We start from the raw sequence: 23,607 nt of genomic DNA, 5'->3' as shown, positions 1-23,607 counted from the left end.
CGCGGGCGCTGCCCCGGCCCATGGAGACGGCACGCGACGCGCTCCGCACGGCACTGGCCGACCGCCTCGGCCGGGAGGTCCCCGTCGTCCCCGTCGGCGCCACCGACGCGGCGGCCACCCTCGGACACCGGGGCGCCGCCGACACCTGGGCCCACCTGCGGGCCGAGGCACGTGTCCACCTCACGGCCTCCGCCGTGCTGATCGGCCCCTGGGGCGGTGACGGCACCGCCCCCGCCTGCGGACGCTGCCTCGCCCTGCGCTGGCAACGCCTCCGCAGCCGCTCGGAACGCGACGCCCTGGAGACGGGCGGCCCGGACGGCCCCCGCCCGGCGGGCGCCTGGCCCCTGTTCAGCGCGCACACCTACGACGCCGTCGCCGCGCTGTGCGCCGCACTGCTGGACGACGGCCCGGCCCCGGAACCGCCCGCGACCGGCCCGGCCGACCGCACCCTCCCGCAGGTGTCCCGGCTCGACCTGGCGACGCTCCAGGTGCGGACGTACCCGCTCCTGGCCGATCCCCTCTGCCCGGACTGCGCGCCGCGGACCACCCCGGCGTGGCCGCGCCCGCTCACCCTGGAGACCCGCCCCAAACCCGACCCCGGCACCTACCGGCTGCGCGCCGCCTCCTCGTACCCGATCCCCGAGAACGCCCTCGCCAACCCGGTCTGCGGAGCTCTCGGCGGCGGCACCTGGCTGAACGTCACCTCACCGACCACCGCCCCGGTCGCCGGCAGCGTCTTCGTACGCGGCTACGCCGGACTCAACGACGTGACCTGGAGCGGACAGGAGAACGCCTTCTCCACCAGCCGCACCCTGGCCTTCCTCGAAGGCCTGGAACGCTACGCCGGAACCCACCGGCGAGGCCGCACCACGCCCGTCACCGGCTCCTGGAACGACCTCAAGGCCGACGCCGTGGACCCCGCCACCTGCGGGTTCTACGATCCGCGTACGTATCGCGACGACCCCCTGGTCGATCCCTTCGACCCGGAGCGGGCCATTCCCTGGGAGTGGGGCTGGTCCCTGCGCGACGACCGCCCGGTCCTCGTCCCCTCCCGCCTCGTCTACTACAGCGCGGGGCTGGCGGCCGACAACTTCGTCTTCGAATGCTCCAACGGATGCGCGATCGGCGGCTGCCTGGAGGAGGCGGTCCTCGGCGGCCTCCTCGAACTCGTCGAACGGGACGCGTTCCTGAACGCCTGGTACGGCAACGCCCGCCTCACCGAGGTCGACCTGGCGACCGTCGGCGGCCGAACCGCCGCCGCCATGGCCGAACGGGCCGCACTCCAGGGCTACGACGTCCACGTCCTGGACAACCGGATCGACCTGGAGATCCCGGTCGCCACCGCCGTCGCCGTACGCCGCGACGGCGGCCCCGGCACCCTGTCCTTCGCGGCAGCCGCCTCGCTCGACCCCCGGTCCGCTGTCGAGGGCGCCCTTTCGGAAGTCCTCACCTACATCCCGCACCTGGCCCGCCAGACCGCGGAGCGCCGCGGAGAACTGGAGGCCATGGCCGACGACTTCCACCGCGTCCGCCACCTCAAGGACCACGCCCAGCTGTACGGCCTGCCCAGGATGGCCGCCCATGCCCGCAGCTACCTGGAACCATTGGCGGTGCGCCCCTTCGACGACGTCTACCGGCGGTGGGAGACCTCGCGGCGCCCTCGCACGGGGGACCTGCGCGACGACGTGCACGCCGTCGTGGGCGAGCTCGCCGGGGCCGGCCACGACGTGATCGCGGTCGACCAGACCACGCCGGAACAGGCGCGCATGGGCCTGCGCACCGTCAGCACCCTCGTGCCGGGACTCCTGCCGATCGACTTCGGCTGGAACCGGCAGCGGGCCCCGCTCATGCCCCGGCTGCGTACGGCGCTGAGGCGCGGCGGCCACCGGACGACGGACCTGACGGACGCCGAGATCCGGAGAGTCCCGCACCCTTTCCCGTGAACCCGTGCGGGCACGGAGAAGCCCGGGATCCGTCGAGCGGACGGATCCCGGGCGTTCGCGCCTGCAAGCTGACCGACGTCCGGTCAGGCCGAGCAGGAGGTGGTGCTGGTGGTGGAGCTGCACGTCGACGTGGAACTGGTGCTGGTGGAACCGGCGAGCACGACCTCGCTCGCGTCCGAGTAGTCGGAGATCTCGAAGGTCTCGGCCTCGAGCTCCAGGATCTCGTCGGCGAGGGTGCTCAGGTCCTTGTCCATGGGTGTCTCCTCCGGGTCGGGCCCGCCGGGATGGGGAAGGCCGCCTGCGTGGGGTGTACGGCCCCATTCCACCGCCCGCCGCTCACCGTTCGGCACGCCCCGCACTCACACATCGCTGGCACGCGACGCCAGCGGTCCGAAGCCGGCCCACCGCGGAGGATGTCCGTGACCGAGAACCATCCCGCGCTCACCCACCTCGCGCCGGCGGTCCGCCCGGCCCTCACCCTCTACCTGGACGTCCACCGCACACCGGAACTGTCGGGCCGGGAGAGCCGCACGGCCGCCCTGTTCGCGGACCGGCTCACCGCCACCGGGTTCGACGTCCTGCGGGGGATGGGCGGCCACGGGGTCGCGGGCGTCCTGCGCAACGGCGAGGGCCCGCGGGTGTACCTGCGCGCCGAACTGGACGCCCTGCCCCTGACCGAGCGGACCGGCCTGCCGTACGCCAGCGGGAACGGGGCCATGCACGCATGCGGTCACGACCTCCATCTGGCCGCCGCGACCGGCGCGGCCGATCTGCTGGCCCGCACGACCGCCCACTGGCGCGGCACCCTGGTCGTCGTCGGCCAGCCGGCCGAGGAGACGCTCACGGGGGCACGGGCGATGCTGGCGGACGGCCTGTACGCGCGCTGCGGCCGCCCGGACATCGTGCTCGCCCAGCACGCGGCGCCCCTGCCCGCCGGAATGATCGCCCACGGCGGTCCGCACACCCCGATGGCCGCGGCGAGCGCCGCCCTGCGCGTGGTCCTGCACGGGAGGGGCGGTCACGCCGCCACCCCGCACCTCACCGTCGACCCCGTCGTCACGGCGGCTGCCGTGATCGGCCGTCTGCAGACGATCGCCTCCCGCGAGACCGCACCGGGGGACCGGCTCACGCTCACCGTCGGCACCGTCCGGGCGGGCACCGCGGTCAACGTCGTCCCCGACACCGCGGAACTCGGCATCGGCCTGCGCGCGCTCACCGACGAGACCCTGGACCGGGCGCTGGGAGCCCTGGACCGGATCGTCCGGGCCGAGTGCTCGGCCTCCGCGTGCCCGCGCGACCCGGACCTGACCGCGCTGTCCCGCTCCCCGGCCCTCCGGACCGACCCGGTGGCGACCGAGGCGATCCGGTCCGCGCACACGGCCCTGTACGGGCCGGAACGCGTCATGACCTGGCCCGCGTCCATGGCGGCCGAGGACTTCCCCCTCTACGGCGACGCCGGCGTGACCGTACACGGTGAAGCCGGAATCCCCCTGGCCTACTGGATGCTCGGCACGACGGGCCGCAGGCAGTGGGCGGAGTCACCGGCCGAGATACCGCCGAACCACTCCCCGCGCTTCGCCCCGGACGTCCGCACCGCCCTGCCGGCGGCGATCGCGGCGCTGACGGCCGCGGCACTGGACCGGCTGGGCGACGATCCGGCCACCCGCCCGGACGTGCGGTGAGACGCGCCGCGGCGTCACAGGACATCGTCGGGTGAGCCGCGGGAGGGGAGGCGCGACACGGGCGGTCCTGTCCGCAGGCGACGGGCGCGTCCGGCCTACGCTGGCGAGGAGAAGCACGTCGGACGCTTCTTGCGCCGCGGAACCCCACCCGTCGCCGGAGATCGATCAGCCGGCCGTGCACCGACCCCCTGAAGGCAGGACACCGCCACCCCCGTGCCCACCCCTCCCAGCCGCCGATCCGCGTTCGCCGTACTGGCCGGTCTCGTGGCGCTCCCCCTGACGGCGTGCGATGCGCCCGCCCCGGCCGCCGCTCCGCCGTACCCGTCCGGCACCGCGCCCTCGCGGACCTCCGCACACCGCACGGCGCGCGCCTTCCAGGGACTGGAGCGGAAGTACGGCGCCCGCCTGGGCGTGTACGCGCTCGCCACGGGAAGCGGCCGCTCCGTCGGCCACCGCCCCGACGAGCGCTTCGCCTACGCCTCCACCTGCAAGGCGCTCATGGCGGGCGCGCTGCTGGAGGCCCATCCGCTCCAGGGACTCGACCGGCACGTCCGGTACGGTCCCGGGGACCTCGTCGCCAACTCCCCGGTCACCGAACAGCACGTGCGCACAGGACTCGGTCTGCGGGCGCTGTGCGACGCGGCCGTGCGTCACAGCGACAACACCGCGGCCAACCTCCTCCTGCGGGAACTCGGCGGCCCCGCCGGACTGCAGAACGCACTGGCCGCCCTCGGCGACCTCACCACCCGCTGCGACCGTTACGAGACCGAACTCAGCGAGGCGGCGCCCGGCGATCCCCGCGACACCAGCTCACCGCGCGCCCTCGCCGCCGACCTGCGTGCCTACGCGCTCGGCGACGTACTCGGCGACGTCCTCGGGGCGGACAAGCGGGCGGTGCTGACCGACTGGCTCAAGCGCAACACGACCGGCGACGCACTGATCCGCGCCGGTGCCCCCGACGGCTGGGTGGTGGGAGACAAGACCGGCACGGGCGGCTACGGCACGCGCAACGACATCGCCGTCCTCTGGCCGCCGGACGCCGAGCCGGTCACGCTGGCCGTGCTCACCCGGCGCGCCACCCGCGAAGCGGAACCGCAGGACACGCTCGTCGCGCGAGCGGCCCGCGTCGCGCTCACCGCACTCGCCGCGCAGGGGCTGTGACCGGGGAGCCGGCGCCCCGCGCCTCAGGACGCGCTGTCGGCCGCCTCATCCCGGTCGAGCCGTTCCGGGTGGAGAGCGGCATCGTGCCATCGCCCGACCAGTTTCACGAGGCGGTCGGTCCGCCGGGGCGAGAACGGCGGGGCCGGGGCGTCCACCCGCGGCCACAGGAGACTGGCGGCGAGGCGCACGGCGTGCATGGCCGCGGTGTCGTGCGGCAGCACCTTCCTGCCGCCCTTCCGGCGGGTGCTGTCCAGTTTCGCGGCGACGACGAGGAGATCGTTGTACGCCGCCTCGCGCTGGGACCGGCGGGAAGCGACGGCGGGCACCGCTGACACCTTTCTCGCGGTCGGCGGGACGACGGTCTCAGGAGGGGCGGGAAACGTGAGCTTGCCCTTCCACTGCTCCGGATGCTCCGGCGGGTTCTCGCCGGGGGCCAGGTAATAGGTGTGGGTGTAGAACGTGGAGACGTCCGGGTCGCCCGCGGTGCCGGCCTCCGCGAACGCGGCCAGGAGACGGCTGATGTTGCGCCACTGGTTGCCGCGAAGCGCCAGGTCGATGAAGTCCGTGTCGTGCACGAGGATCTCCACACGCTTCTGCACGTCGGGTTCCGCGGGAGCGTCGTCGTGCGCGGCACGGTAGGCCGCCTCCCACGTGGAGTGCGCGACCCACCGGCAGCTGTCGGCGAGGACAGCATCGGGTGTCTTCTGCGCCATGGGTGTGCTCCTCGGGTGCGGTGGGCGCCGGGTCGGCGGTGTGTGCGCATCGGCCCGAAAGCCGGTGCGAGGCGGTCCGGCGCCCGCTGCCCCGCGGTGCCGGACGCGAGCCCGACCCATGCACGGATCCGTGCGGTCAAGGGCGTCGTCGACAGCTGCCGCTGCCTCCCGGTGTGGCGTCCGGCCTGCGGTTCGCGGGCGACACGACCGGTTTCGGCCCGGCCATCCTGACACAGGCCGAAGTGCACGCCACCGGCCGCCTCCCCGGCTGCCGCCCGCCCGTGCCGCACCGCGCGGGCGGCCGGAATCCGCAACGCGTGCGCCCGAACGAGCACCCCCCTAGGCTAAAGGTAGGCAAATCGCACCAAAGGGCCTGAGTGGAGGCGCATGAGTGATGGCGAAGATCCTGTTCATCGTGAGCGGAGCGACGTACTGGGTGCTCAAGGACGGCACGAGGTACGCCACCGGGTACTGGGCCGAGGAGTTCGCCAGCCCGTACAAGCAACTGACCGACGCCGGCCATGAGGTCGTCGTCGCGACACCGGGCGGTACGACCCCCAACGTCGACATGATGAGCCTGCGCCCCTCCATGGCGGGCGGCGAGCAGGGGGCCCTCGATCTGGAGGCCATCATCCGCGACGCCGAAGTGATGCGGCGGCCGCTCAAGCTGTCCGACGTCCGCCTCGAGGACTACGACGCGGTCTACCTGCCCGGCGGCCACGGTCCCATGTCGGACCTCGCCTACGACGCGGACGCGGGGCGGCTCCTGACGGCGCAGCTCGCGTCGGGCAATCCCCTCTTCATCGTCTGCCACGCCCCGGCGGCGCTGCTGGCCACGAGGATCCACGGCGTGTCGCCCTTCAAGGGCTACAAGGTCACCGGCTTCACCAACGAGGAGGAGGAGGGCGTCGGCCTGGCCTCCAGGGCGACCTGGCTGCTGGAGACGGAACTCAAGGAGAAGGTCGGCGTCCAGTACAGCCGAGGGCCGATGTGGGAGCCCTACATGGTCGAGGACCGCAACCTCGTCACCGGTCAGAACCCCGCATCCGCCGCCGTGCTGGGTGAGCGGATGCTGGCAATCCTCGGCTGACCGCCCGGGCGGCGGCGGAGCGCGCGCCTCATGAGTGCCCTGCGCTCCGACGCCGTCCGTGTGTCAGTGACCTGCGCTCTGGCCGCCGTCCACGTGCGAGATCTCGCCGGTCACGAACGGTGCCTGCTCCAGGTAGAGCACGGCCCTGACCACGTCGTCCACCTCGCCCATGCGACGCACCGGGTGGCGTGCCGCCTGGAAGCCGTCGGGATCGGTCGGGTGCATCGGTGTCCGGATGACGCCGAGAGCGACGGTGTTCACCCGGATCCCGCGGGTGGCGTACTCGATCGCGAGTGACTTCGTGACGCCGTTGAGACCCCCCTTGGTGAGGGACGCGAGTGCCGAGGGGACCTCTACGTCGGCGTTGTCGACGAGGCTGGTCGAGATGTTGACGACGTGACCACCGTCGTCGCGCGCGAGCATCGCGGAGATGACGCTGCGCGACACCTCGAAGAAGCTGCGGACGTTCGACCCCATGACCACCTCGTAGTCCGCGTCGGTGTACTCGGTGAAGGGTTTCGACACGAAGACCCCGGCGCAGTTGACCAAGGTGTCGACACGGCCGAAACGCTCGAGGGTCGCCTCGACCAGTCGCGCGCCGGTACCGGGTTCGGCCACGTCGGCGGCCACGGCGAGCACCCCGGGATCGCTCGTCGACGGGGCGGTACGGCCGGTCGCGGTCACGGCGTATCCCAAGGCGCGGTAGGCCTTCACCAGTGCCGCCCCGATGCCCCCCGACGCACCGGTGATGACGGCGACTTTCCGTGTGGCGTTCATGGACGGCTCCTGTCGATTCCGAACTTCGCCAGAAGGAACGCAAGTTCGATATTCCTCGGAGGGGTGGGACCCGACGACTGCCAGGCCACGATAAATCCGCCGGTCCGCGACCGCATGGCGAGCAGAGCGCGGGGATGAGCGGCGTGTGTCCCGGGGGCCGGCCCACCCGGCCCGCTGCCGGATCGCCCGCGCGGCGCACCCCCGACCAGGCCCGGGTTCACCAGCTCCGGGCCACTGATCCGGCTGTGCGGCGTGAGAGCGGTCCACCGAGGCGGTCGGCGGGGCCGCGGAGACGGTGTTCGCGGCGGGCCCGCCCCGCTTCGGACTTCGCCGCTCGGGGGACGGGAGAAAAGGGATGCGCGCCCCCTCGGGGGGCGCGCATCCCTTTTCGTGTCCGCCTGTGCGGTGTCAGGCGCGACGGGAGTGCCGGTTGCCTGTGATGACCCGGTACACGGCCAGGAGGATGATCGACCCGACGATGGCGGCGATCCAGGTGGAGACGTCGAAGAACCCGTCGATGGAGTCGACGCCGAATATGACCTTGCCGAGCCACCCGCCGAGGAGTCCGCCCGCGATGCCGATGAGCATCGTGATGATGATGCCGCCGGGGTCCTTGCCCGGCATCAGCGCCTTGGCGATGAGGCCGGCGAGCAGTCCGATGATGATCCAGGCGAGGATGCCCATGATGCGTCTCCTACCTCTCGTATAAAGATTGTGTCAACGCACCGTCTTTACCGCTTCGGCGTTTCCAAACACACCGTTCACAACTGCTTTCCGCGTCCTCTGCGCGCCCCCTGCACCCGGCGCTCGTACCTGTCCGTCGGTACAACCCCCCGTACCGTTCAGCGCGGGGCCAGGGGCGCCTCGTCCGTCAGTGGAAGCGGCCCACCTCGTAGTCGCCGGCGGGCTGACGGGCGATGATGTTCAGCCGGTTCGCCGTGTTCATGAAGGAGATCAGGACCACCAGCGCGGTGAGCTGCTCCTCGTCGTAGTGCTGCGCACCTCGTGCCCAGACGGCGTCGCTGATCCCTCCGGGCGTGTCGGTGATCCGGGTTCCCTGCTCCGCCAGTTCCAGGGCGGCACGCTCGGCCTCGGTGAAGACCGTGGCGTGCCGCCACGCCGCCACCAGGTGCAGCCTCACCGGGGTCTCGCCGGCCGCGGCGGCTTCCTTGGTGTGCATGTCGATGCAGACCGCGCAGCCGTTGATCTGGCTGACGCGCAGCGCCACGAGTTCCTGCGTCGCTGCCGGCAGCCTCGATTCCTTGAGAGCCTTGCCGGCGGACATCAGGTGCTTGAGGGCCTTGGCGGCGATCGGGTCGGCGAAGTAGTTCAGTCGCGTGTCCATGGAGTCGTCCTCCGTGCTCGTCGGTGGCTTCACTCCCTGGGACGAGACAGCCGGACGTTCTGTGACACGGAGTCGTGAGCGGGCCGATGAGCCGCGGGGACGCGCGCCGGCCGGCCACCCGCTGCCCGGGCCGGACGGGACGGGCGCCGGGTGCCGGCACCGGACGGTCAGCAGAACCAGCCGTTCTGCACCCAGCCGCGGCGATTGATGTCTCCGTAGGCGAATCCGTAGACCCACTCTCCGCCGCCCTGCTCGACCAGGAACGTCTGGCCCCGGTAGAGCGTGCCCATCCATGCCCCGTGAGGGGCGGTGACCCGGACGAACAGGTCCTGGGCGCAGACGGTTTCACGTTGTCCGACCGTGCCGTCGGCGGCAGCGGCCGGGCCGACGGTCATGGCGGTCACGGCGGCCGTCAGGGCCAGGGTCAGGGCACCGATCCTTCTCGGGCGGGTCATCGGGATGTCCTCTCGTCGTCGGGGTGTCCGGTCACCAGGATCCGTACCCACCCAGGCACTCCTGCCTGACGAAACCCCAGTCGTCGGGCCCGAAGTCGAACGTGGCCGCCCATCCGTTGTAGACCGGATGGGCGCCGCGGGTGTGCCCGACCTTGTTGCCGCGCGTCAGGACCCGCTTCAGGGTGACCGGACCGGAGGAGCTGTCGTAGTTGGCGTAGAAGCTCGCACTGTCGCAGACGATGACCGCGTGGTCGGGCACCGTCGGTTCCGCGCGCGCGGAACCGGAGGCCATCAGTGTCGACGCGGCGGCGGCGGACAGGGCGAAGCAGAGCGCGCGAGGCGTGTTCATGACCTACATCATGAACCGTGATCGCCGCCGCGTCGAGACGGCGGGGCGCCGTGCGGTGTGACGTGTGGTGCGACGTCAGGTGGGGCTCACATCCGGTGTACGAGGGCCGGTCCCGCGGCGGTCGAGGTGGAGCGCCCCGCCCGGGAGACCTGGCCGGCGGGACCTCTCGCCGTCCCACATCCCTCAGCCTCTCAGGGCGAGCCGAACGGGTCGTGGGTCGCGTCAGGCTGTACGCGGTCCTCCCGCCCCAGTCCCTCACCGATGCCCATCCCGCGCCGAGTTGCTCACGGGAACACTGCACCGGGGTGCGCCTGTGCGGGGGCGACCCCACCCACGAGGCCGGTGAACCGCCCGTCGAGCGACCAACCCGGCTGTCGGTCCGGGGTCTGCGCCCGATCAGGTTGATTCTCCGCCCGGTGAGTGCGCCGTCGGCTCTGCCGCACGGCTTGAGGTAGAGCCTGGAGCCTCGCCACATTCGTTGCGTACGTCCTGAGAGGGAGCCCCATGCTTCGTCGTATTGCGATCACCCTTGCCACCGTCGCCGCCGCCGGATTCGTGGCTGCCGCACCCGCGGCCGCCAACGACTGGGAGGGCGTGACCGAGGGCGCCGGCTACCAGAAGACCGAGGGCGCTCGCGAGGCCGGGGAGTACCTGAACCTCGGTGGCCCGTACGGGATCACCTACGGCAAGGAGAAGAGGGCGCACTTCGCGGGGGAGAGCGGCTACTACTACACCCAGTACCTGCACGGGAACTGAACGACCGACCCGGTGCTCGCAGGTATCCGGCAGGGCCGAATCAGGGCTCCTGCGGTGCCTGGGCCGTACCCGGGCCGTTCGGTCGGCGACCGATGACGCACGAAGGCCCGGACCCCTGGCGCAATTCAGGAGTCCGGGCCTTCGCCGTGCGCGGGGTCGGAGGAAGGGCCGTCGCCTGCGGTGAAGAACGTCGCTCGCTCGGAACACCGGTGGCAACCAGCCCTCCCCTTCCTGCGCACGTATCCGGCGCACCGCGCACAATGGAGAAGGGCCGCCGATGCTCAGGCATAGGGGCGAGGTGCCCGCACGACGATCGTGCGGGCCGGACCGTCGCCCGTCACAACCGTGTGAGGCGCACTGCTATGGACACCACCACCAGGGCAAGTCTCGTGGCCGCACTCGCGGCCGGATACGTCGTCGGCAGGACGAGGCAGGGGAAACTCGTGCTGGGCCTCCTCGCCCTCGCTTCCGGAAAGTCACTCGACCCGAAACGCCTGGCCGATGCGGGGATGCAGAAGCTCACCGAGAATCCGCAGTTCGCCCAGCTCGCTGATCAAGTGCGGGAGGAACTGCTCACTTCCGGGCGTGGAGCGCTTTCCGAGGCGGCCGATCGAGGGGTCGCGTCGCTGAGCGAGAACCTGCAGCAGCGGTTGCTGGCCCTGACCGGGGCGCCCGACGACGTACTCGAGGGCGAACTCGAAGACCGATACGCCGATGACGAACTCGACGAGGGGCCGGAGGACGAGGAACTCGAGGACGAGGGGCCGGAAGACGAGCCGGCGGACGAGGTTCTCGAAGAATCGCGGTCCCCGAGTCGCCGTCGCCGTCGGACGACGAGAGTGACCCCCGAGCAACCCACGGACAGGAAACCCGGGCCGGAGAACCCCCCTGCGAAGCGGGCCATGGCCCGGAAGGCGGCGCAACGGAAGCCTGGACCGAAGAATCCCCCCGCCAGGAAGGCGATGGCCCGCAAGGCGGCGGACGACCGGGCGGCCGGGAAGAAGGCGCCGCGCACACGGGGAACGGGGCAGCCGCCCCGCGGCAGGCAGAGGTGACCCACGCGGAACGCGGGGCCACCTGAACGCACAGGAACGCCCGCGACACGGTGGTCCGCGCGGGACACGACCCGCCGGCGCTACAGCGCCCGCACGGCCCGTGATCACGACTGCGTACGGTGCCCACGCCCCAGGCCGTGACCACGTTCATCGCCACCGTCCTGGCCCGAAGGCCGATGCCCTCGCGGGACGCGCTCACCCCTCGCCCGGCTGCTCCCGGCGTGCAAGCCGTCGCCACGATGCGCGACCTCGTCATGACCGGCTGAACGGGGCAAGCGGGTCTCCTGTTGGCGGCCGAGCGGTGGTGGTCCCTCAGCCGGCCGAGGGTGCGTTCGATGACGCGGTGTCGGGGTGGGACGGTGGACGTCGCGGACGGTGGGATCACGCTGGACGCTCCCCAGGCCGAAGCCGAGTTGGGCGGAGTGTTCGACGGCTTCGGTCTTGCAGCCGTTGCAGGCCCGGGCGGCCGCTCGCGCGACACGGCCGGGGTGTGACGGCCCTTCCGGCGTACCGCATGCCCTCAATCGGACAATGCACCCATAGGGGCTGTGCACCTATTCGGCCAATCGTTGAGCGCTGAACGCGGAAGCAACGAAGCGGAGTTCATCCCGCGCGGCATCGGTTGCGGGCTCTGCACGCAGTCCTCTTCGTGTGCTTGGCCAGCACGGAAGGGCGATCACACCGGCATCCCCACGTCCCCCGGAGGGTGCGGTGCCATCGTTACCCGTCAGTTGCCGACAGGCCGGGAAACGTTGCAGAGGAAATCTTTGCCAGCGGTGACCACTATCCGGTTATCGGATCAGGGAAGCTTCTCGACGTCCAAAGCACGTGATCGATTCCGGCTCCGGCAGGCGCGACCACGTGCGACCGTCCACTCCACACGGAGGTGCACCATGAAGCTTCTCTTCTCCATTCGCAACAAGGTCGCGGCCGGCAAGAGCCTGAAGGCCAGCGCCTGGTACATCTGGTACTGATCCCGCCGCCACACACGCGGTGACATCGTTGTCCGGTGTGCCCTCAGCGGGCCACCGGACGACGGTGCCGCCGACTCTCCTCCCCCCGTTCCGCCCCGACCGACCTCGTCGCTGACCGCACCGGAGAATCCATGCCGTCGTCATCCGCCGCGCGCACGCGCACCACCGTGTTCGCCCCGCGGCTGGCCGCACTCATCAGCAATCACCTCGGCCAGGACGTCTTCCGGCTGGAGCCGGACACCATCGGGGTCGCCGGCCCCGAAATCACCGACCGCGTACTCGCTGCACGCCGGGCCACGGAGACGGAACGGCCGACCTTCAAACCGCTCCACGGGCGCTCCATCACCCGCACCGAGGCATCCTCGGTGACCCGCACCGTCGGCAGCGACGTGCGCCAGGCCCTGGCGGGCCCGCTGCCCACGAACGTGGACCTGTCGGGCCCCTGGCCACTGACCGGACACCTCTTCCTGCGCGACCTCATCCTGGGCCGTGACCCCTACCGGCTGCGCATCCTCATGAGCCGCTACCTGGAACTGACGCCCAAGCTCACCTGGTCGGTGATCGCCGTCGGCGCTGCGCTGCCCGGCTGGCCCCGGCCCGGCGACGACGGCCTCACCGGTCTCGCCACCCGCGCGGCCCAGGCCACCGGCTACCAGGAACGCCGCTACGCCATGGGTATCTATCGCAGAGCCGCGGCGCCGGTGTGCTTCACCGTCTCCACCCTCGTCGCCAACGCCCTCTGGCTCGGCGCCCCGTTCGACGACGCGACGTCGAACCGGAACATCATTCTGGAATCCCTGCGCCTCCTGCCGCCGTCCTGGAACATCCTGCGCAACGCCTCGCCCGAGTACCCGGCCATCGACGACCGCATCGGCACCCGCGACGACGTACTCGTACTGCCGCTGCTGTCCCACCGCGACCCAGCCCTCTGGGACGACCCCGAGAGCTTCCGCCCCGAACGCTGGAACGACCTGGACCCCGACAACACGCCCGGGTACCTCCCCTTCGGCCACACCTCCGAACGCTGCTGGGGTCGACACATGGTCCATCCCCTCGCCGAACTCCTGCTGGACCACGTACGCCGCACCGGTCTCACAGTCGACCCGGCGCAGACCACCGGCAAAGTACCTCTCCTCGGCCTCCTCGGCGTCGAAGACGTACACCTCACGCAAGCCTCCTGAGGGCTGCCCTGGGAGAGATCCACGAGTCGGCGTACACGCGGCCGACGCCGTTCACGGCGTCACAGGGTGCCAGCCGGGGACTACCGCGCCATCGGCGCCTCTGCGTGGGCGGCTCCGGCTGACGCCCGGCGTGCGAGGCGCTCGAACCGGGCCCGAGCGCGCGCCACCTGGCCGCCATCGAGGTGTGCACCACCACGCGGCCGAACCGGTGCGGAGTGGGCCGGGCGAACCGCTCCGCACCGTGAACCCTACGACGGGACAGCGGAGGCGGATGCCTCGCCCAGGCGGTGGGCGGCCGTGCGCCAGGCGGCGGTCACCGCCGTGTGCGCCGTGGACGTCCGGAGTACGCGGCCACCGGTCGGTTCGAGCGGCGCTCCGATGTGCACATGAAGGTCCGGTCGGCGCAGGGGCGCTGTGACCAGGCCGCCGAACTGTTTGACCGGGCTCCCCGAGGTGACCCGGCGGGCGCCGGCCTGGCCCACGGGCACGATGGGTGCGCCGGTGCGCTCGGCGAGCCGGGCCAGGCCGCTCCGGAAGGTTCCGGGTGCCGCTTCCGCGGCGTCCTTGCGGCGCGGCAGCCCGCCCTCGGCGTAGATGAGGACGAGCCGTCCCCGCTCCAGGGCTTCCGCCGCGGCGTCCAGCGAAGCGGCGGCGCGGCGGTCCCCTCGTACGACGGGGATGTGCCCTTCGCGTGCGAGCGCGCGGCCGAGGAGCGGGATGCGCCACAGGCCCGCGGCCGCCATGATGACCGGCTCGGCCCCGAGGCGTCGCAGGGCCGCGACCACGATGGCGGGGTCGGCGAGAGACGTGTGGTTGGCCGCGACGATGCTGCCCGGCGCGAGGTGGGCACCGGGGTCGCAGGTCACCGACAAGCGGCCGACGACCGGCACGAGGATGTCGGCGATACGACTGAGCATGAGGGCCCCCGGGTTTCGGTAGTGTTGATCTCCATCATCGTGGGCGGACACCGCGCGGACATGAGTCGTCCTACTCATTCGTGGCGGATCGCCGAGGAACAGTGATGGGACCCCCTCGCTCCGGATGCGCGGGGCCGACCGGAAGGCACGCCGAAGATGACTGGGCAACGTGACCGTTGGGCCGAACTGACCGGCGGTCAGGCGGGGGAGGAATACGCCCGGCGCTTCGCCCGGCTCGCCGAATCCGGGCAGGACGTCCACGGCGAGGCCGCCTTCTGCGCCGCCCTGCTGAAGCCTGGAGCCCGGGTGCTCGATGCCGGATGCGGCACCGGTCGCATCGCGATCCGGCTCGCCGAGCTGGGCCACCACTGCACGGGTGTGGACCTCGATCCCTCCATGCTCGCCGTCGCCCGACGCCAGGCACCCGGACAGGAGTGGCTCCTCGGTGACCTGGCCCGGCTGGACGCCCTGGGCCTGGAGCCGGGCTTCGACCTGGCGCTCGCCGCGGGAAACGTGATCCCCCTGCTGGCCCCCGGCACCGAGCCCGCCGTGATCCGGCAGCTGGCGGGCCTGCTGCGGCCCGGCGGCCTGCTGGTCACGGGCATGGGGCTGGATGCCGCGCACCTGCCCCTGCCCGAACCCCCGGTCACCCTCGAAGAAGTCGACGCGTGGTGTACGCAGGCCGGACTGACTTTGCGCGGGCGCTACGGGACCTGGAGCGGCGAAGCCTACGACCAGGACTGCGGATACGCCGTCAGCGTGCATGCGCGTCCCACTGCGTGAGCCGTCCTCGCCGACGGGCCGCCGTCCCTCAGCTCTGCGGGCCGAAGACGACAGCAGCGCCAGGGCCGCGACGACCGCCGGAACGACCGCACGGAGAGCCGTCGGGCGGGGGAGGAGTCCCCACGCCCGAGTCGCACCAGGTGAGTTGATCGTGTCGACGGGACGGGGATGTCTGCCCGGCGCCGACGGTCCCGTGGCCGACCGACGCCCTGTGCGCGGGCCCGTGAGCCCGAGCCCGTTGCCCCACACGGTCCCGGTGCGGGCGAACGCGCTGCGATACCCGTCCTCAACACGTGTGCCCGACCGAGGAGTCCGGTCGGGCACACGCTCTCATCCGGTCGGCGTACTCACCCGCCGACACGGTCCTGCTACTGGGTCCGCAGGGCGAAGTCGGCCGTAGTGCGGCCGCCGACGACGGTGTTCACCTCCTTGCTGCTCGGGGCGTAACCGTCGTTCGTGACCGTGACCGTGGTCTTGTCCGCGGCGCTCTTCACCCACACGCGGTACACGCCCTCGGCGTTCGTGGTGGTGGTGACGAGCTGCTTGCCGCCGCGGGACAGGGTGATCTTCGCGCCGGGGAGCGTGGTGCGGCTTCCGCCGGTGACCGTACCGGTGATCTCCGCGTACGACGCGGGGGCGGTCGCCTTCAGCGTGACCGCAACAGGCGCGTTCCGGTAGGGCGAGTCGTCGATCATCGACAGGGCGGCGGCGTAGCCGCCCGGAGCGGTGAGCGTCCGGGCATCCGCCGTGACGCGGACCCGGGTGGAGCGGCCCGGTGCCAGGGTCACCTTCGTCGCACTCGTGGACAGCCAGTGGACGTCGTCGCCGGCACACTGGTCGGTCCCGGTCAGGATGGCGGCGCCTGTCGTGGTGGTTCCCGTGGGCGCGTCCTGGCCGCCGATGTCGACGAGTCCGCAGCCGGTGCTGTGTCCTCCCCGGTTCGTCCAGCGGGGCGTCTCGGGCAGGGTCGTCCAGGCGTCCGTGACGGGGTCGTACTCGACCGTGCGGGGTTGCTTGGGGGCGCTGTCCCCCCAGATGTGACCTCCCACGACCTGCAGTCTGCCCCCGGTCGCCGCATAGGACGCCCCTGCCGTCGCGTAGGGCATGTCGGCGACCCGACGCCAGACGTCCGCTTCAGGGCTGTAGGTGAAGGCGCGGGCCGTCATTTCGATGTGGGCACCGCTGTCGGTCTGCACGACGGATCCGCCGGCCGCGCACACGAGAGCGCTCATCACGCCACCGCACCCGCCGTGCGTGAGCGCGATCGGATAGTCCGCGATTCGGCTCCACCGGTCGCGAGCGGCATCGTAGCTGTAGGAGGCTTTCGTGTCGTCGAGTGAGCTGTCCTTTCCGCCTACGTAGTAGAGCTTCCCGTCGAGAACCGCAGCCGAGCCGGAGCCGGACGCCTCCGGAAGGTCGGCCACCCGGGACCAGCTGTTGCTCCGGGGGTGGTAGGCGAACGCGGTCGACGAAGGGACGGACACGCCGTTGGCACCGAAGTGGTAGCCGCCGACGACGTAGAGCGTGCCGTCGAGGAAGACGCCTGTGGCATCCGTGCGCGGTTCAGGAAGCGGCGCGATGCGCGACCAGGACCCGGCACCGGGAGCCAGGACGTATCCGCTTGCGTAGATGGTCGTGCCGGCGTAGCCGCCCACCGAGTAGATGCTGCCCTCGTAGGAGCTGATGACGTTGTCCTTGACCGCCTTCGGGTGACCGGGAAGGTCGCGCCACGCTGCGGCCTCGGGTGTCGTCCCCGCCTTCGCGGCGGCGCTCCCGCTCTGCTCCCACAAGGCGACCGTGAGCGGCGCACGCCCGGTGTTGGTGAGAGTGATGTCCTGACCGGCCCTGCCGTCCAGGGCCGCGCTCAGTCCCACCGCTCCGGGCGTCACCTTCAGACGACCTGCGTTCAGAGCGGGGTTGTACTCACTCACCTTGCCGGAAGCGGCGACCCTGCCGACGCCCGTGGAGTAGCGAGGTGCCGAGGTGCTGATCGAGCCGCGTCCGGCGTGCGGGCTGTACAGCCAGTAGGAGCCGTCGGACCCGTTGTCGCCCGGCAGCCTCGCGCTGACGGCGGTGCGGTACGGGTCCGACTTCGGGGCCCAGGTGGCCGTCACTTCGGCACCGTTGAGCGGGCGCTGGGTGTTCGCGTCCCTGACGACGCCGGTGATCAGCCCGCCGCCGAGTCGTCGGCACTCCCCGACCAGCACGTTGTCGAGCTGGACCTGGGACCAACCCTTGCCCTTGAAGCGGAAGCGCAGCCGGACCTCGCTGTGGCCGAGGGCCGAAGCAAGCGGAACGGTCACGTGGTGCGGCACCACGATCGGGCGGGCCTCGTTGAACACGCTGTTCCACGTCCGACCGTCGTCGACGCTGACTGCGGCATCGAAGGTGGCGCCGGCCTCGAACGCGTCGTACATGGTCGTGTCGAAGTGGAGGTCGGCATGTGTGCGCCGGCTCAGATCGAACACCGGCGAGGTCAGAGTGGTGTCCTCGACGGCATCCGTGTCTCCGTCGATTCCCGGAGAGGCAGTTGCGAAGCCGCCCGTGCCACCGGTCAGATTGGCCGTGCCGGGCTGATCGAACCGCCAGCCGCTGGTGGTCCCGTCGGCGTTCGAGGCGCTCCACCCGTTGCGGGGTCCGGTGCTCCAGTCCTCGAAGGCGGCTTGTGTGTCGTAGCCGTAGCCGGGTGCCACACATGACGTGACGTCGGCTTTGACGGAGATGTCGTGGCGCACGTCCTTCGTGCCGAGAGCGATCCTCGCGTCGGACGGCGTCCTGTAACCGGGATAGACCGGTGTGGCGTGCAGTGTGTACGTGCTTCCACTCGGCAGATCCACCGAGTAGACGCCGGTCTTGGGATCGGTGTAGAACACCCCGTCCGGCACCTCGTCGAACGTGATCTTCGCGTGAAGCGGCCAGCCCTGACCGGAGCCGTCCACGATCTTGCCGGACACCCTCCGCGTGGGGAGCTTCACGAGTGCGAGGTCCGCCTTGGCGGTCTTGCCCGCGGAGACGAGGGCGCTGCCCGTGGCGGTCTTGTGTCCGAAGAGGGTCGCGGACGCCTTGTACGTCCCGGGCGAGACGTTGAGCCGGTACGCGCCGTCGCCGTCGCTCCTCGTGGAGTAGACGAGTCGTCCGGAGCCGTCGGCCAGAGTCACGCGTCGACCCGGCAGCGGCTTGTGTGCCCCGTCGGTGACCTTGCCGCTCAGCGTGCCGGTCGGTCCCTGGCGGAAAGCCGCGGTTCCATTGGGCGTGCCGAGACCGGTGGGCCCGTCGTAACCCACGGCGCCGTTACAGAGATAGGCGGGGGAGCAGGAGCCGTTCGAACCCGACGTGATGTCGTTGAGGCGGGGGTTCGCATAGGGGAAGCCGGCGGGCCGGGCCCCCTCCGCCACCGGACCGGCGAGTGCGTAGGTCGCCGTGATGATCGGGGCCGCGGCGCTGGTTCCGCCGTACTGACTCCAGCCCACGCCGTATTCGCCGTACGTGTTGTAGACGGCGACGCCGGTCTCCGGGTCGGCGACCGCCGAGACGTCGGAGACCGAGCGCCGGTCGCACCCGGTGTCCTTCTGGTAGGCGGGCTTCGGCGCGAAGGCGGAGCAGCCCGAACCGGCACCTGCCCAGACCGTCTCGTTCCAGCCGCGCGTGGTGGACCCGTCCCGCACCAGGGAGGTACCACCGACGGACGTGACAGTGGAGGCGGAAGCGGGGAACGTGACGCCGTGGCCGCTGTCACCACTGCTTGCGACCACTGCCACCCCGGGGTGGTCGTAATACTGCTCCGCGAGGTCCGTGAACTCGGCGGCCTCGCCGGTGCCCGACGTCGCGGAGTAAGGCAGTCCGTAGCTGTTGGACACGTAGGTCGCACCCAGTTCGACCGCGGTGTTCACGCTCGCACCGAGATCGGTGTGCCTGGAGCTGTCGGCCTCGACAAGGATGATCTTGGCCTTCGGCGCGACGGCCGACACCATGTCCAGGTCGAGGGAGATCTCCGCGGCCCATCCGCTCTCGGGTGAGGGGTAATCCCCCTGGTCACCGCGCTGGTTGACCTTGACGAACTGGCCTTCTTCGAGCGGGGGGAGGCCGAACTGCTCCCGGTACAGGGCGAGGTCGGCGGCGGCCTTCGGATTGTCGTAGGCCGCGACGACGGCGATGGTCGCGCCGGCGCCGCCACCGGCAGGCAGGTTGTAGGCGTTCAGCAGGTCACCGGGCGCCAGGCCTGCCGGGGTGTCGGAGGCCGCGCGGAGCCCCTTCCCGCCGTGCACGTCCTTGACCCGCATGGCGAAGCAGACCGCCTCGTGCGCCGACTTCGGGACGTCGCACGCCGCGTCCACGTTGTCCGGCGTCCGGTCGGCAGAGGCGGCTGCCTCCTTCCGTGCGCGTTTCTGGTCGGCGATCATTTTGTCGATCTTTGCCCGGTCGCCGGGGGACAGCGAACTTCCGGCCCGTGCTGCCGGTCCGGCCCCCAGGGCGGGCGTCGGCGCTGCGGCGAGGATCCCGAGACAGGCGGCGGCTATCAGCGCCGGCAGGGCGCGAGAACGCCCACGTCTTTCCATGAACAAGTTGACCCTTCGAATCCAGGCGGGGCGGGTCAAGCCGATCCGGAAGGCTCCCGGCGTGTGGCACCACTTGGTCGCGGTGCCAACCCGTCTCACGGCTTCGAAGGCGCTCGTCCAGCCGGACGAGTCTCCTGCGCACGAACGCTCCTCGGTGCGACGTTGTCCCGGCGCCCCGTACGAACGTGTTGCCAGCCGTGAGTATGCAGGCCACCTCGGCAAACTTGATAGGGCAAGCATGGCAATGATCATGTAATGGCTGGAAAGCGCTCTACGACGTGGAACCCGGTCTTCATGGGTGGCGGAAAGTCACATCAAGTGCTGGTGAATGCGGAGATACTGCGCCTGATGGTGTACGCGCAGTGATGGGGTGGGGTCGATTTTCAGCCGAAGTGATCATGGCTACATGACACCAACCAGCAGAAGATGTCACTCTGTGCCCGTTTCTAAGCCATGTAGTTTCGCAACACACGTCATCCGGGCGGTCCATAGGCACATGGCGATCTGCCCGGACCGCCCCGGCCACCCTCGGCGGAGGCCGCAGAGAGAGTGATACGTGCGCACACCCAGATTCACCGCAAGTGCCCTCATATCGGGAATGGCTGTGATCGCCGTCGGTCTTCCCGTCGGCCCGGCCTCGGCCGACAGCCACACCGCTGTGACGGCAGGACGTACGAACGCCCGCCCCGCAGCCACTCCCGCGCCTCGCGCGGGCGCGCTGCCGGCCACGCTCTCCCCGACCGAGCGGGCGGCCCTGCTGACCCGGGCGCGGTCCCAAAGGGCCGACACGGCCGCCCAGTTGCGCCTCAGCGCCAAGGAGCAACTGGTCGTCAGGTCGGTCGGCAAGAACAGGGACGGAACGACTCACACGCATTACGAACGCACGTACTCGGGAATGCCGGTCCTCGGCGGTGACCTGATCGTCCACCGGAACCCGGACGGCGCTGTCACCGGCACCGACATGGCCACCAGGACCTCGATCGCGACGACCGACGGCAAGGCCGTCAAGAGCGCCGCCTCGGCCAGGCGTTACGCCCTGTGGGCCGCGAGGAAGGACGGTGTCGCCCGCCCGTCCGCAGCCACGCCCCGCGCTGTCGTCTGGGCGGCGAAGGGGAAGCCGAAGCTCGCCTGGGAGTCGGTGGTCGAGGGGACGCAGCACGACGGCACCCCGAGCCGTCTGCACGTGATCACCGACGCCACGACCGGCGTCGAGATCCGCCACTACCAGGACATCCAGACCGGTACGGGCCACAGCCAGTACAGTGGCCAGGTCGACCTGACCACGACACCCACGGGGCAGACGTTCACCTTGAGCGATGCCAGTCGTGGCGGTCATGAGACGTTCGACCTGAACCACGGCGACACCCTCAACCCGTACCGCGACGACGACGACGTCTGGGGCGACGGCAACGGCGCCAGCGTGCAGACCGCCGGTGTCGACGCGGCCTACGGCGCCCAGAAGACCTGGGACTTCTACAAGGACATGTTCGGGCGCCGGGGGATCCGTGACGACGGTGTCGGTGCGACCTCCCGCACCCATTTCGGCACCTCGTACGCCAACGCCTTCTGGGACGACGACTGCTTCTGCATGACCTACGGCGACGGGGCGGACGACTCCCGTCCGCTGACCGAACTGGACGTGGCGGGCCACGAGATGACCCACGGCGTCACCTCCAACACAGCCGGTCTGATCTACGAGGGAGAGTCCGGTGGTCTGAACGAGGCCACCTCGGACATCATGGGCACCGGGGTGGAGTTCTACGCCGACAACCAGGCCGACGCCGGCGACTACCTCATCGGCGAGAAGCTCTTCGGCAACGGCGAGCCGCTGCGCTACATGGACAGGCCGAGCAGGGACGGCTCGTCACCCGACTACTGGTTCAGCGGTCTTGAGCAGGTCGAGGTGCATTCCTCCTCCGGTCCCGCCAACCACTTCTTCTACCTGCTGGCCGAGGGCAGCGGCGAAAAGACGATCAACGGCGTCACCTACAACAGCCCCACGGCCGACGGCCTCCCCGTGCCCGGAATCGGCCGGGAGAACGCCCTCAAGCTCTGGTACAAGGCACTCACCGAGCGCTTCACCTCCACCACCGGCTACGCCGCCGCCCGCGTGCAGTCGCTCCAGGCAGCCGCCGATCTCTGGGGTGAGGGGAGCGCGACCTACACGACGGTCGCCGACACCTGGGCAGCGATCAGCGTCGGCAGCCGCCCCAACGGTGCCTACGTCACCAACCCCGGTGACCAGCACAGTGTGGTCGGCACGCCGGTCTCCCTGCAACCGCGTACGGGCAGCACCAACCCCGGTGTGACCCGCTCCGCGACCGGTCTCCCGACCGGCCTGGCGATCAATGCCACCACCGGGCTGATCTCGGGCACCCCGACGAAGGCCGGGACCTTCCACGCGATCGTGACGGTGCGCGACTCGAAGAACACCGTGGCCAACGCGCGCTTCACGTGGACCGTCCAGCCCCAGGGCAGCGGCTGCGGCGTCAGCCAGCTGTTCGCGAACCCCGGCTTCGAGAGCGGGCCCACGGCCTGGTCGCAGAGCCCCGGTGTGATCGACAACAGTTCCGAGACCCCGGCGCGCACCGGCCGCTACAAGGCATGGCTCGGTGGCTACGGCACCACCCACACAGACACACTGTCCCAGAAGGTGACCGTCCCGGCCTCCTGCACCTTCGCGACCCTTTCCTTCCACCTCCTCGTCACGACCGACGAGGCCCCGAAGTCGGCCGCGTACGACAAGCTGACCGTCAAGGCGGGCAGTTCCACCCTGGGTACGTGGTCCAACCTGGACAAGAGCACCGGATACCTCCAGCGGACGGTCGACCTGACCCCGTACGTGGGCAAGACCGTCACCCTCACGTTCACGGGCACCGAGGACTCCGTATCCAAGACCACCTTCCTCATCGACGACACCACGGTCAGCGCCATCTGACCCGTGTTCCGACCGGGAGGCCCGGGACGACGTCACGTCGTCCCGGGCCTCCCGGTGTTGCCGGGGCCCGGGTGCGGCACGCTCGGGTGGCCGTCCCCGACCGCGCACGGCGGTGGTCCGACTGTTCAGTCCGCAACAGGGCCGTCGCGGCTTCCCGCATTGCTTGACTTGCCCAGGAAGGGAGGACGACAGTGATCGGATCACGGAAGCGGCTGTACGCGGTCGGCGACCCGGCAGGACGGGGAGGGAGTTCGGGTGAGCAGGACCTGCGTCGTACTCGACATCGGAGGTGTGCTGGAGTTGACCCCGGAGACGGGGTGGGTGCAGCGGTGGGAGGAGCGGCTCGGCCTTCGACCGGGCACCGTGCACGAGCGGATGGGAGATGTCTGGAAAGCGGGGAGCGTCGGGACCATCAGCGAGCAGGAGGTGCACGACCAGGTGGGCAGGCGCCTCGGGCTCGACGGCTCCGAGGTGCACGCTTTCATGACCGATCTCTGGACGGAGTACCTCGGGACGCCGAACGAGGAACTGATCGCGTATGTGCGAGCGCTGCGCGGACGTTGCCGACTGGGCATCCTGAGCAACAGTTTCGTCGGCGCCCGGCAGCGCGAGACGGCACTGTACGGCTTCGACGAACTGGTCGACCGGATCGTCTACTCGCACGAGACCGGCATCGAGAAGCCTGACCCACGTGCCTTCGAGGCCCTGTGCGGCGTCCTGGATGTGCGGCCTGAAGTATGCCTTCTCATCGACGACTTCGCCGTCAACGTCGAGGCCGCCCGGGCCGCGGGCATGCAGGCGTTCCTCTTCGAGGACAACGCCCGGACGATCGCACGCATCGAGGCTCATCTGTACACCGACGGCCAGGACGACTGGCGCGATCCGCACGACTGACACCTGCCGCACGGACGCCGTCCGGGTTCCTCTCCGCC

General features: G+C 70.8%; 21 protein-coding genes. 12 read left to right on the top strand and 9 right to left on the bottom strand.

Going from position 1 to position 23,607, the window contains the following annotated elements; genetic code table 11:
• Window positions 1-20 precede the first annotated feature (20 nt).
• Entirely contained in the window at window positions 21-1,943 is a 1,923-nt protein-coding gene (locus tag OHT61_RS00860) for a TOMM precursor leader peptide-binding protein (RefSeq protein WP_329043038.1), read from the top strand.
• Window positions 1,944-2,026: 83 nt separating this feature from the next.
• Here the strand turns inward: OHT61_RS00860 and OHT61_RS00855 are convergent, their stop codons facing one another.
• Complete coding sequence (locus OHT61_RS00855) at window positions 2,027-2,197, bottom strand: thiazolylpeptide-type bacteriocin (protein ID WP_327121942.1); 171 nt, start codon at window positions 2,195-2,197, stop codon at window positions 2,027-2,029.
• Between the two features lie 165 nt (window positions 2,198-2,362).
• Between OHT61_RS00855 and OHT61_RS00850 the strand changes: the two genes are divergently transcribed.
• Window positions 2,363-3,625, top strand: a complete 1,263-nt coding sequence (locus tag OHT61_RS00850) for an amidohydrolase (protein WP_443049339.1) — start codon at window positions 2,363-2,365, stop codon at window positions 3,623-3,625.
• 213 nt (window positions 3,626-3,838) lie between these two features.
• Complete coding sequence (gene bla / locus OHT61_RS00845; protein ID WP_329034084.1) at window positions 3,839-4,786, top strand: class A beta-lactamase; 948 nt, start codon at window positions 3,839-3,841, stop codon at window positions 4,784-4,786.
• 23 nt (window positions 4,787-4,809) lie between these two features.
• On the opposite strand, the gene OHT61_RS00840 is transcribed toward bla, so the two are convergent.
• Window positions 4,810-5,499: a hypothetical protein gene (locus OHT61_RS00840; RefSeq protein WP_329034082.1), complete on the bottom strand. Its 690-nt coding sequence runs from the start codon at window positions 5,497-5,499 to the stop codon at window positions 4,810-4,812.
• Window positions 5,500-5,893: 394 nt separating this feature from the next.
• On the opposite strand from OHT61_RS00840, the gene OHT61_RS00835 reads away from it, so the two are divergent.
• Window positions 5,894-6,589, top strand: coding sequence for a type 1 glutamine amidotransferase domain-containing protein (locus tag OHT61_RS00835; RefSeq protein ID WP_329034080.1), 696 nt, complete (start codon window positions 5,894-5,896; stop codon window positions 6,587-6,589).
• 63 nt (window positions 6,590-6,652) lie between these two features.
• On the opposite strand, the gene OHT61_RS00830 is transcribed toward OHT61_RS00835, so the two are convergent.
• From OHT61_RS00830 to OHT61_RS00810, 5 genes are all read right to left on the bottom strand, one after another.
• Window positions 6,653-7,366: an SDR family NAD(P)-dependent oxidoreductase gene (locus tag OHT61_RS00830; protein ID WP_329034079.1), complete on the bottom strand. Its 714-nt coding sequence runs from the start codon at window positions 7,364-7,366 to the stop codon at window positions 6,653-6,655.
• Between the two features lie 408 nt (window positions 7,367-7,774).
• A complete protein-coding gene (locus OHT61_RS00825) occupies window positions 7,775-8,050 on the bottom strand; it encodes a GlsB/YeaQ/YmgE family stress response membrane protein (RefSeq protein ID WP_329034077.1) in 276 nt (91 codons plus the stop codon).
• Between the two features lie 187 nt (window positions 8,051-8,237).
• Complete coding sequence (locus tag OHT61_RS00820) at window positions 8,238-8,711, bottom strand: carboxymuconolactone decarboxylase family protein (protein WP_329034075.1); 474 nt, start codon at window positions 8,709-8,711, stop codon at window positions 8,238-8,240.
• Window positions 8,712-8,878: 167 nt separating this feature from the next.
• The gene (locus tag OHT61_RS00815; RefSeq protein WP_329034073.1) at window positions 8,879-9,166 is read right to left on the bottom strand and encodes a hypothetical protein; all 288 of its coding nucleotides are present in this window, start codon (window positions 9,164-9,166) and stop codon (window positions 8,879-8,881) included.
• A 31-nt stretch (window positions 9,167-9,197) separates the two neighbouring features.
• Complete coding sequence (locus tag OHT61_RS00810) at window positions 9,198-9,515, bottom strand: hypothetical protein (protein WP_329034072.1); 318 nt, start codon at window positions 9,513-9,515, stop codon at window positions 9,198-9,200.
• A gap of 504 nt (window positions 9,516-10,019) precedes the next feature.
• Here OHT61_RS00810 and OHT61_RS00805 point away from each other — a divergent pair.
• The 5 genes from OHT61_RS00805 to OHT61_RS00790 all read left to right on the top strand — a co-directional run bounded on the left by OHT61_RS00805 (window position 10,020) and on the right by OHT61_RS00790 (window position 13,481).
• Window positions 10,020-10,271, top strand: coding sequence for a hypothetical protein (locus OHT61_RS00805; RefSeq protein WP_329034071.1), 252 nt, complete (start codon window positions 10,020-10,022; stop codon window positions 10,269-10,271).
• Window positions 10,272-10,633: 362 nt separating this feature from the next.
• Window positions 10,634-11,326, top strand: coding sequence for a hypothetical protein (locus OHT61_RS00800; protein ID WP_329034069.1), 693 nt, complete (start codon window positions 10,634-10,636; stop codon window positions 11,324-11,326).
• A 137-nt stretch (window positions 11,327-11,463) separates the two neighbouring features.
• On the top strand, window positions 11,464-11,592 hold the full coding sequence (locus OHT61_RS00795) for a hypothetical protein (protein WP_329034068.1): 129 nt from the start codon (window positions 11,464-11,466) through the stop codon (window positions 11,590-11,592).
• 627 nt (window positions 11,593-12,219) lie between these two features.
• Entirely contained in the window at window positions 12,220-12,300 is an 81-nt protein-coding gene (locus OHT61_RS32455; RefSeq protein WP_399829682.1) for a tryptorubin family RiPP precursor, read from the top strand.
• Window positions 12,301-12,431: 131 nt separating this feature from the next.
• Entirely contained in the window at window positions 12,432-13,481 is a 1,050-nt protein-coding gene (locus OHT61_RS00790; RefSeq protein WP_329034067.1) for a cytochrome P450, read from the top strand.
• A gap of 248 nt (window positions 13,482-13,729) precedes the next feature.
• Here OHT61_RS00790 and OHT61_RS00785 read toward each other — a convergent pair whose 3' ends face one another.
• A complete protein-coding gene (locus OHT61_RS00785; protein ID WP_329034066.1) occupies window positions 13,730-14,398 on the bottom strand; it encodes a lysophospholipid acyltransferase family protein in 669 nt (222 codons plus the stop codon).
• A 156-nt stretch (window positions 14,399-14,554) separates the two neighbouring features.
• On the opposite strand from OHT61_RS00785, the gene OHT61_RS00780 reads away from it, so the two are divergent.
• Complete coding sequence (locus OHT61_RS00780) at window positions 14,555-15,181, top strand: class I SAM-dependent methyltransferase (RefSeq protein WP_329034064.1); 627 nt, start codon at window positions 14,555-14,557, stop codon at window positions 15,179-15,181.
• A gap of 368 nt (window positions 15,182-15,549) precedes the next feature.
• On the opposite strand, the gene OHT61_RS00775 is transcribed toward OHT61_RS00780, so the two are convergent.
• Window positions 15,550-19,581 (bottom strand): carboxypeptidase regulatory-like domain-containing protein, encoded by a 4,032-nt coding sequence (locus tag OHT61_RS00775; RefSeq protein ID WP_329034063.1) that lies wholly within the window; start codon window positions 19,579-19,581, stop codon window positions 15,550-15,552.
• A gap of 754 nt (window positions 19,582-20,335) precedes the next feature.
• On the opposite strand from OHT61_RS00775, the gene OHT61_RS00770 reads away from it, so the two are divergent.
• Together OHT61_RS00770 and OHT61_RS00765 are read left to right on the top strand one after the other, a co-directional pair.
• A complete protein-coding gene (locus OHT61_RS00770) occupies window positions 20,336-22,675 on the top strand; it encodes a M4 family metallopeptidase (protein WP_329034061.1) in 2,340 nt (779 codons plus the stop codon).
• Window positions 22,676-22,930: 255 nt separating this feature from the next.
• Window positions 22,931-23,569, top strand: a complete 639-nt coding sequence (locus tag OHT61_RS00765) for an HAD family hydrolase (RefSeq protein ID WP_329034059.1) — start codon at window positions 22,931-22,933, stop codon at window positions 23,567-23,569.
• Window positions 23,570-23,607 lie beyond the last annotated feature (38 nt).

It is taken from the genome of Streptomyces sp. NBC_00178 (genome assembly GCF_036206005.1).
In the GTDB taxonomy this organism is placed as follows: domain Bacteria; phylum Actinomycetota; class Actinomycetes; order Streptomycetales; family Streptomycetaceae; genus Streptomyces.
This window is presented reverse-complemented; position numbering and strand designations above follow the sequence as displayed.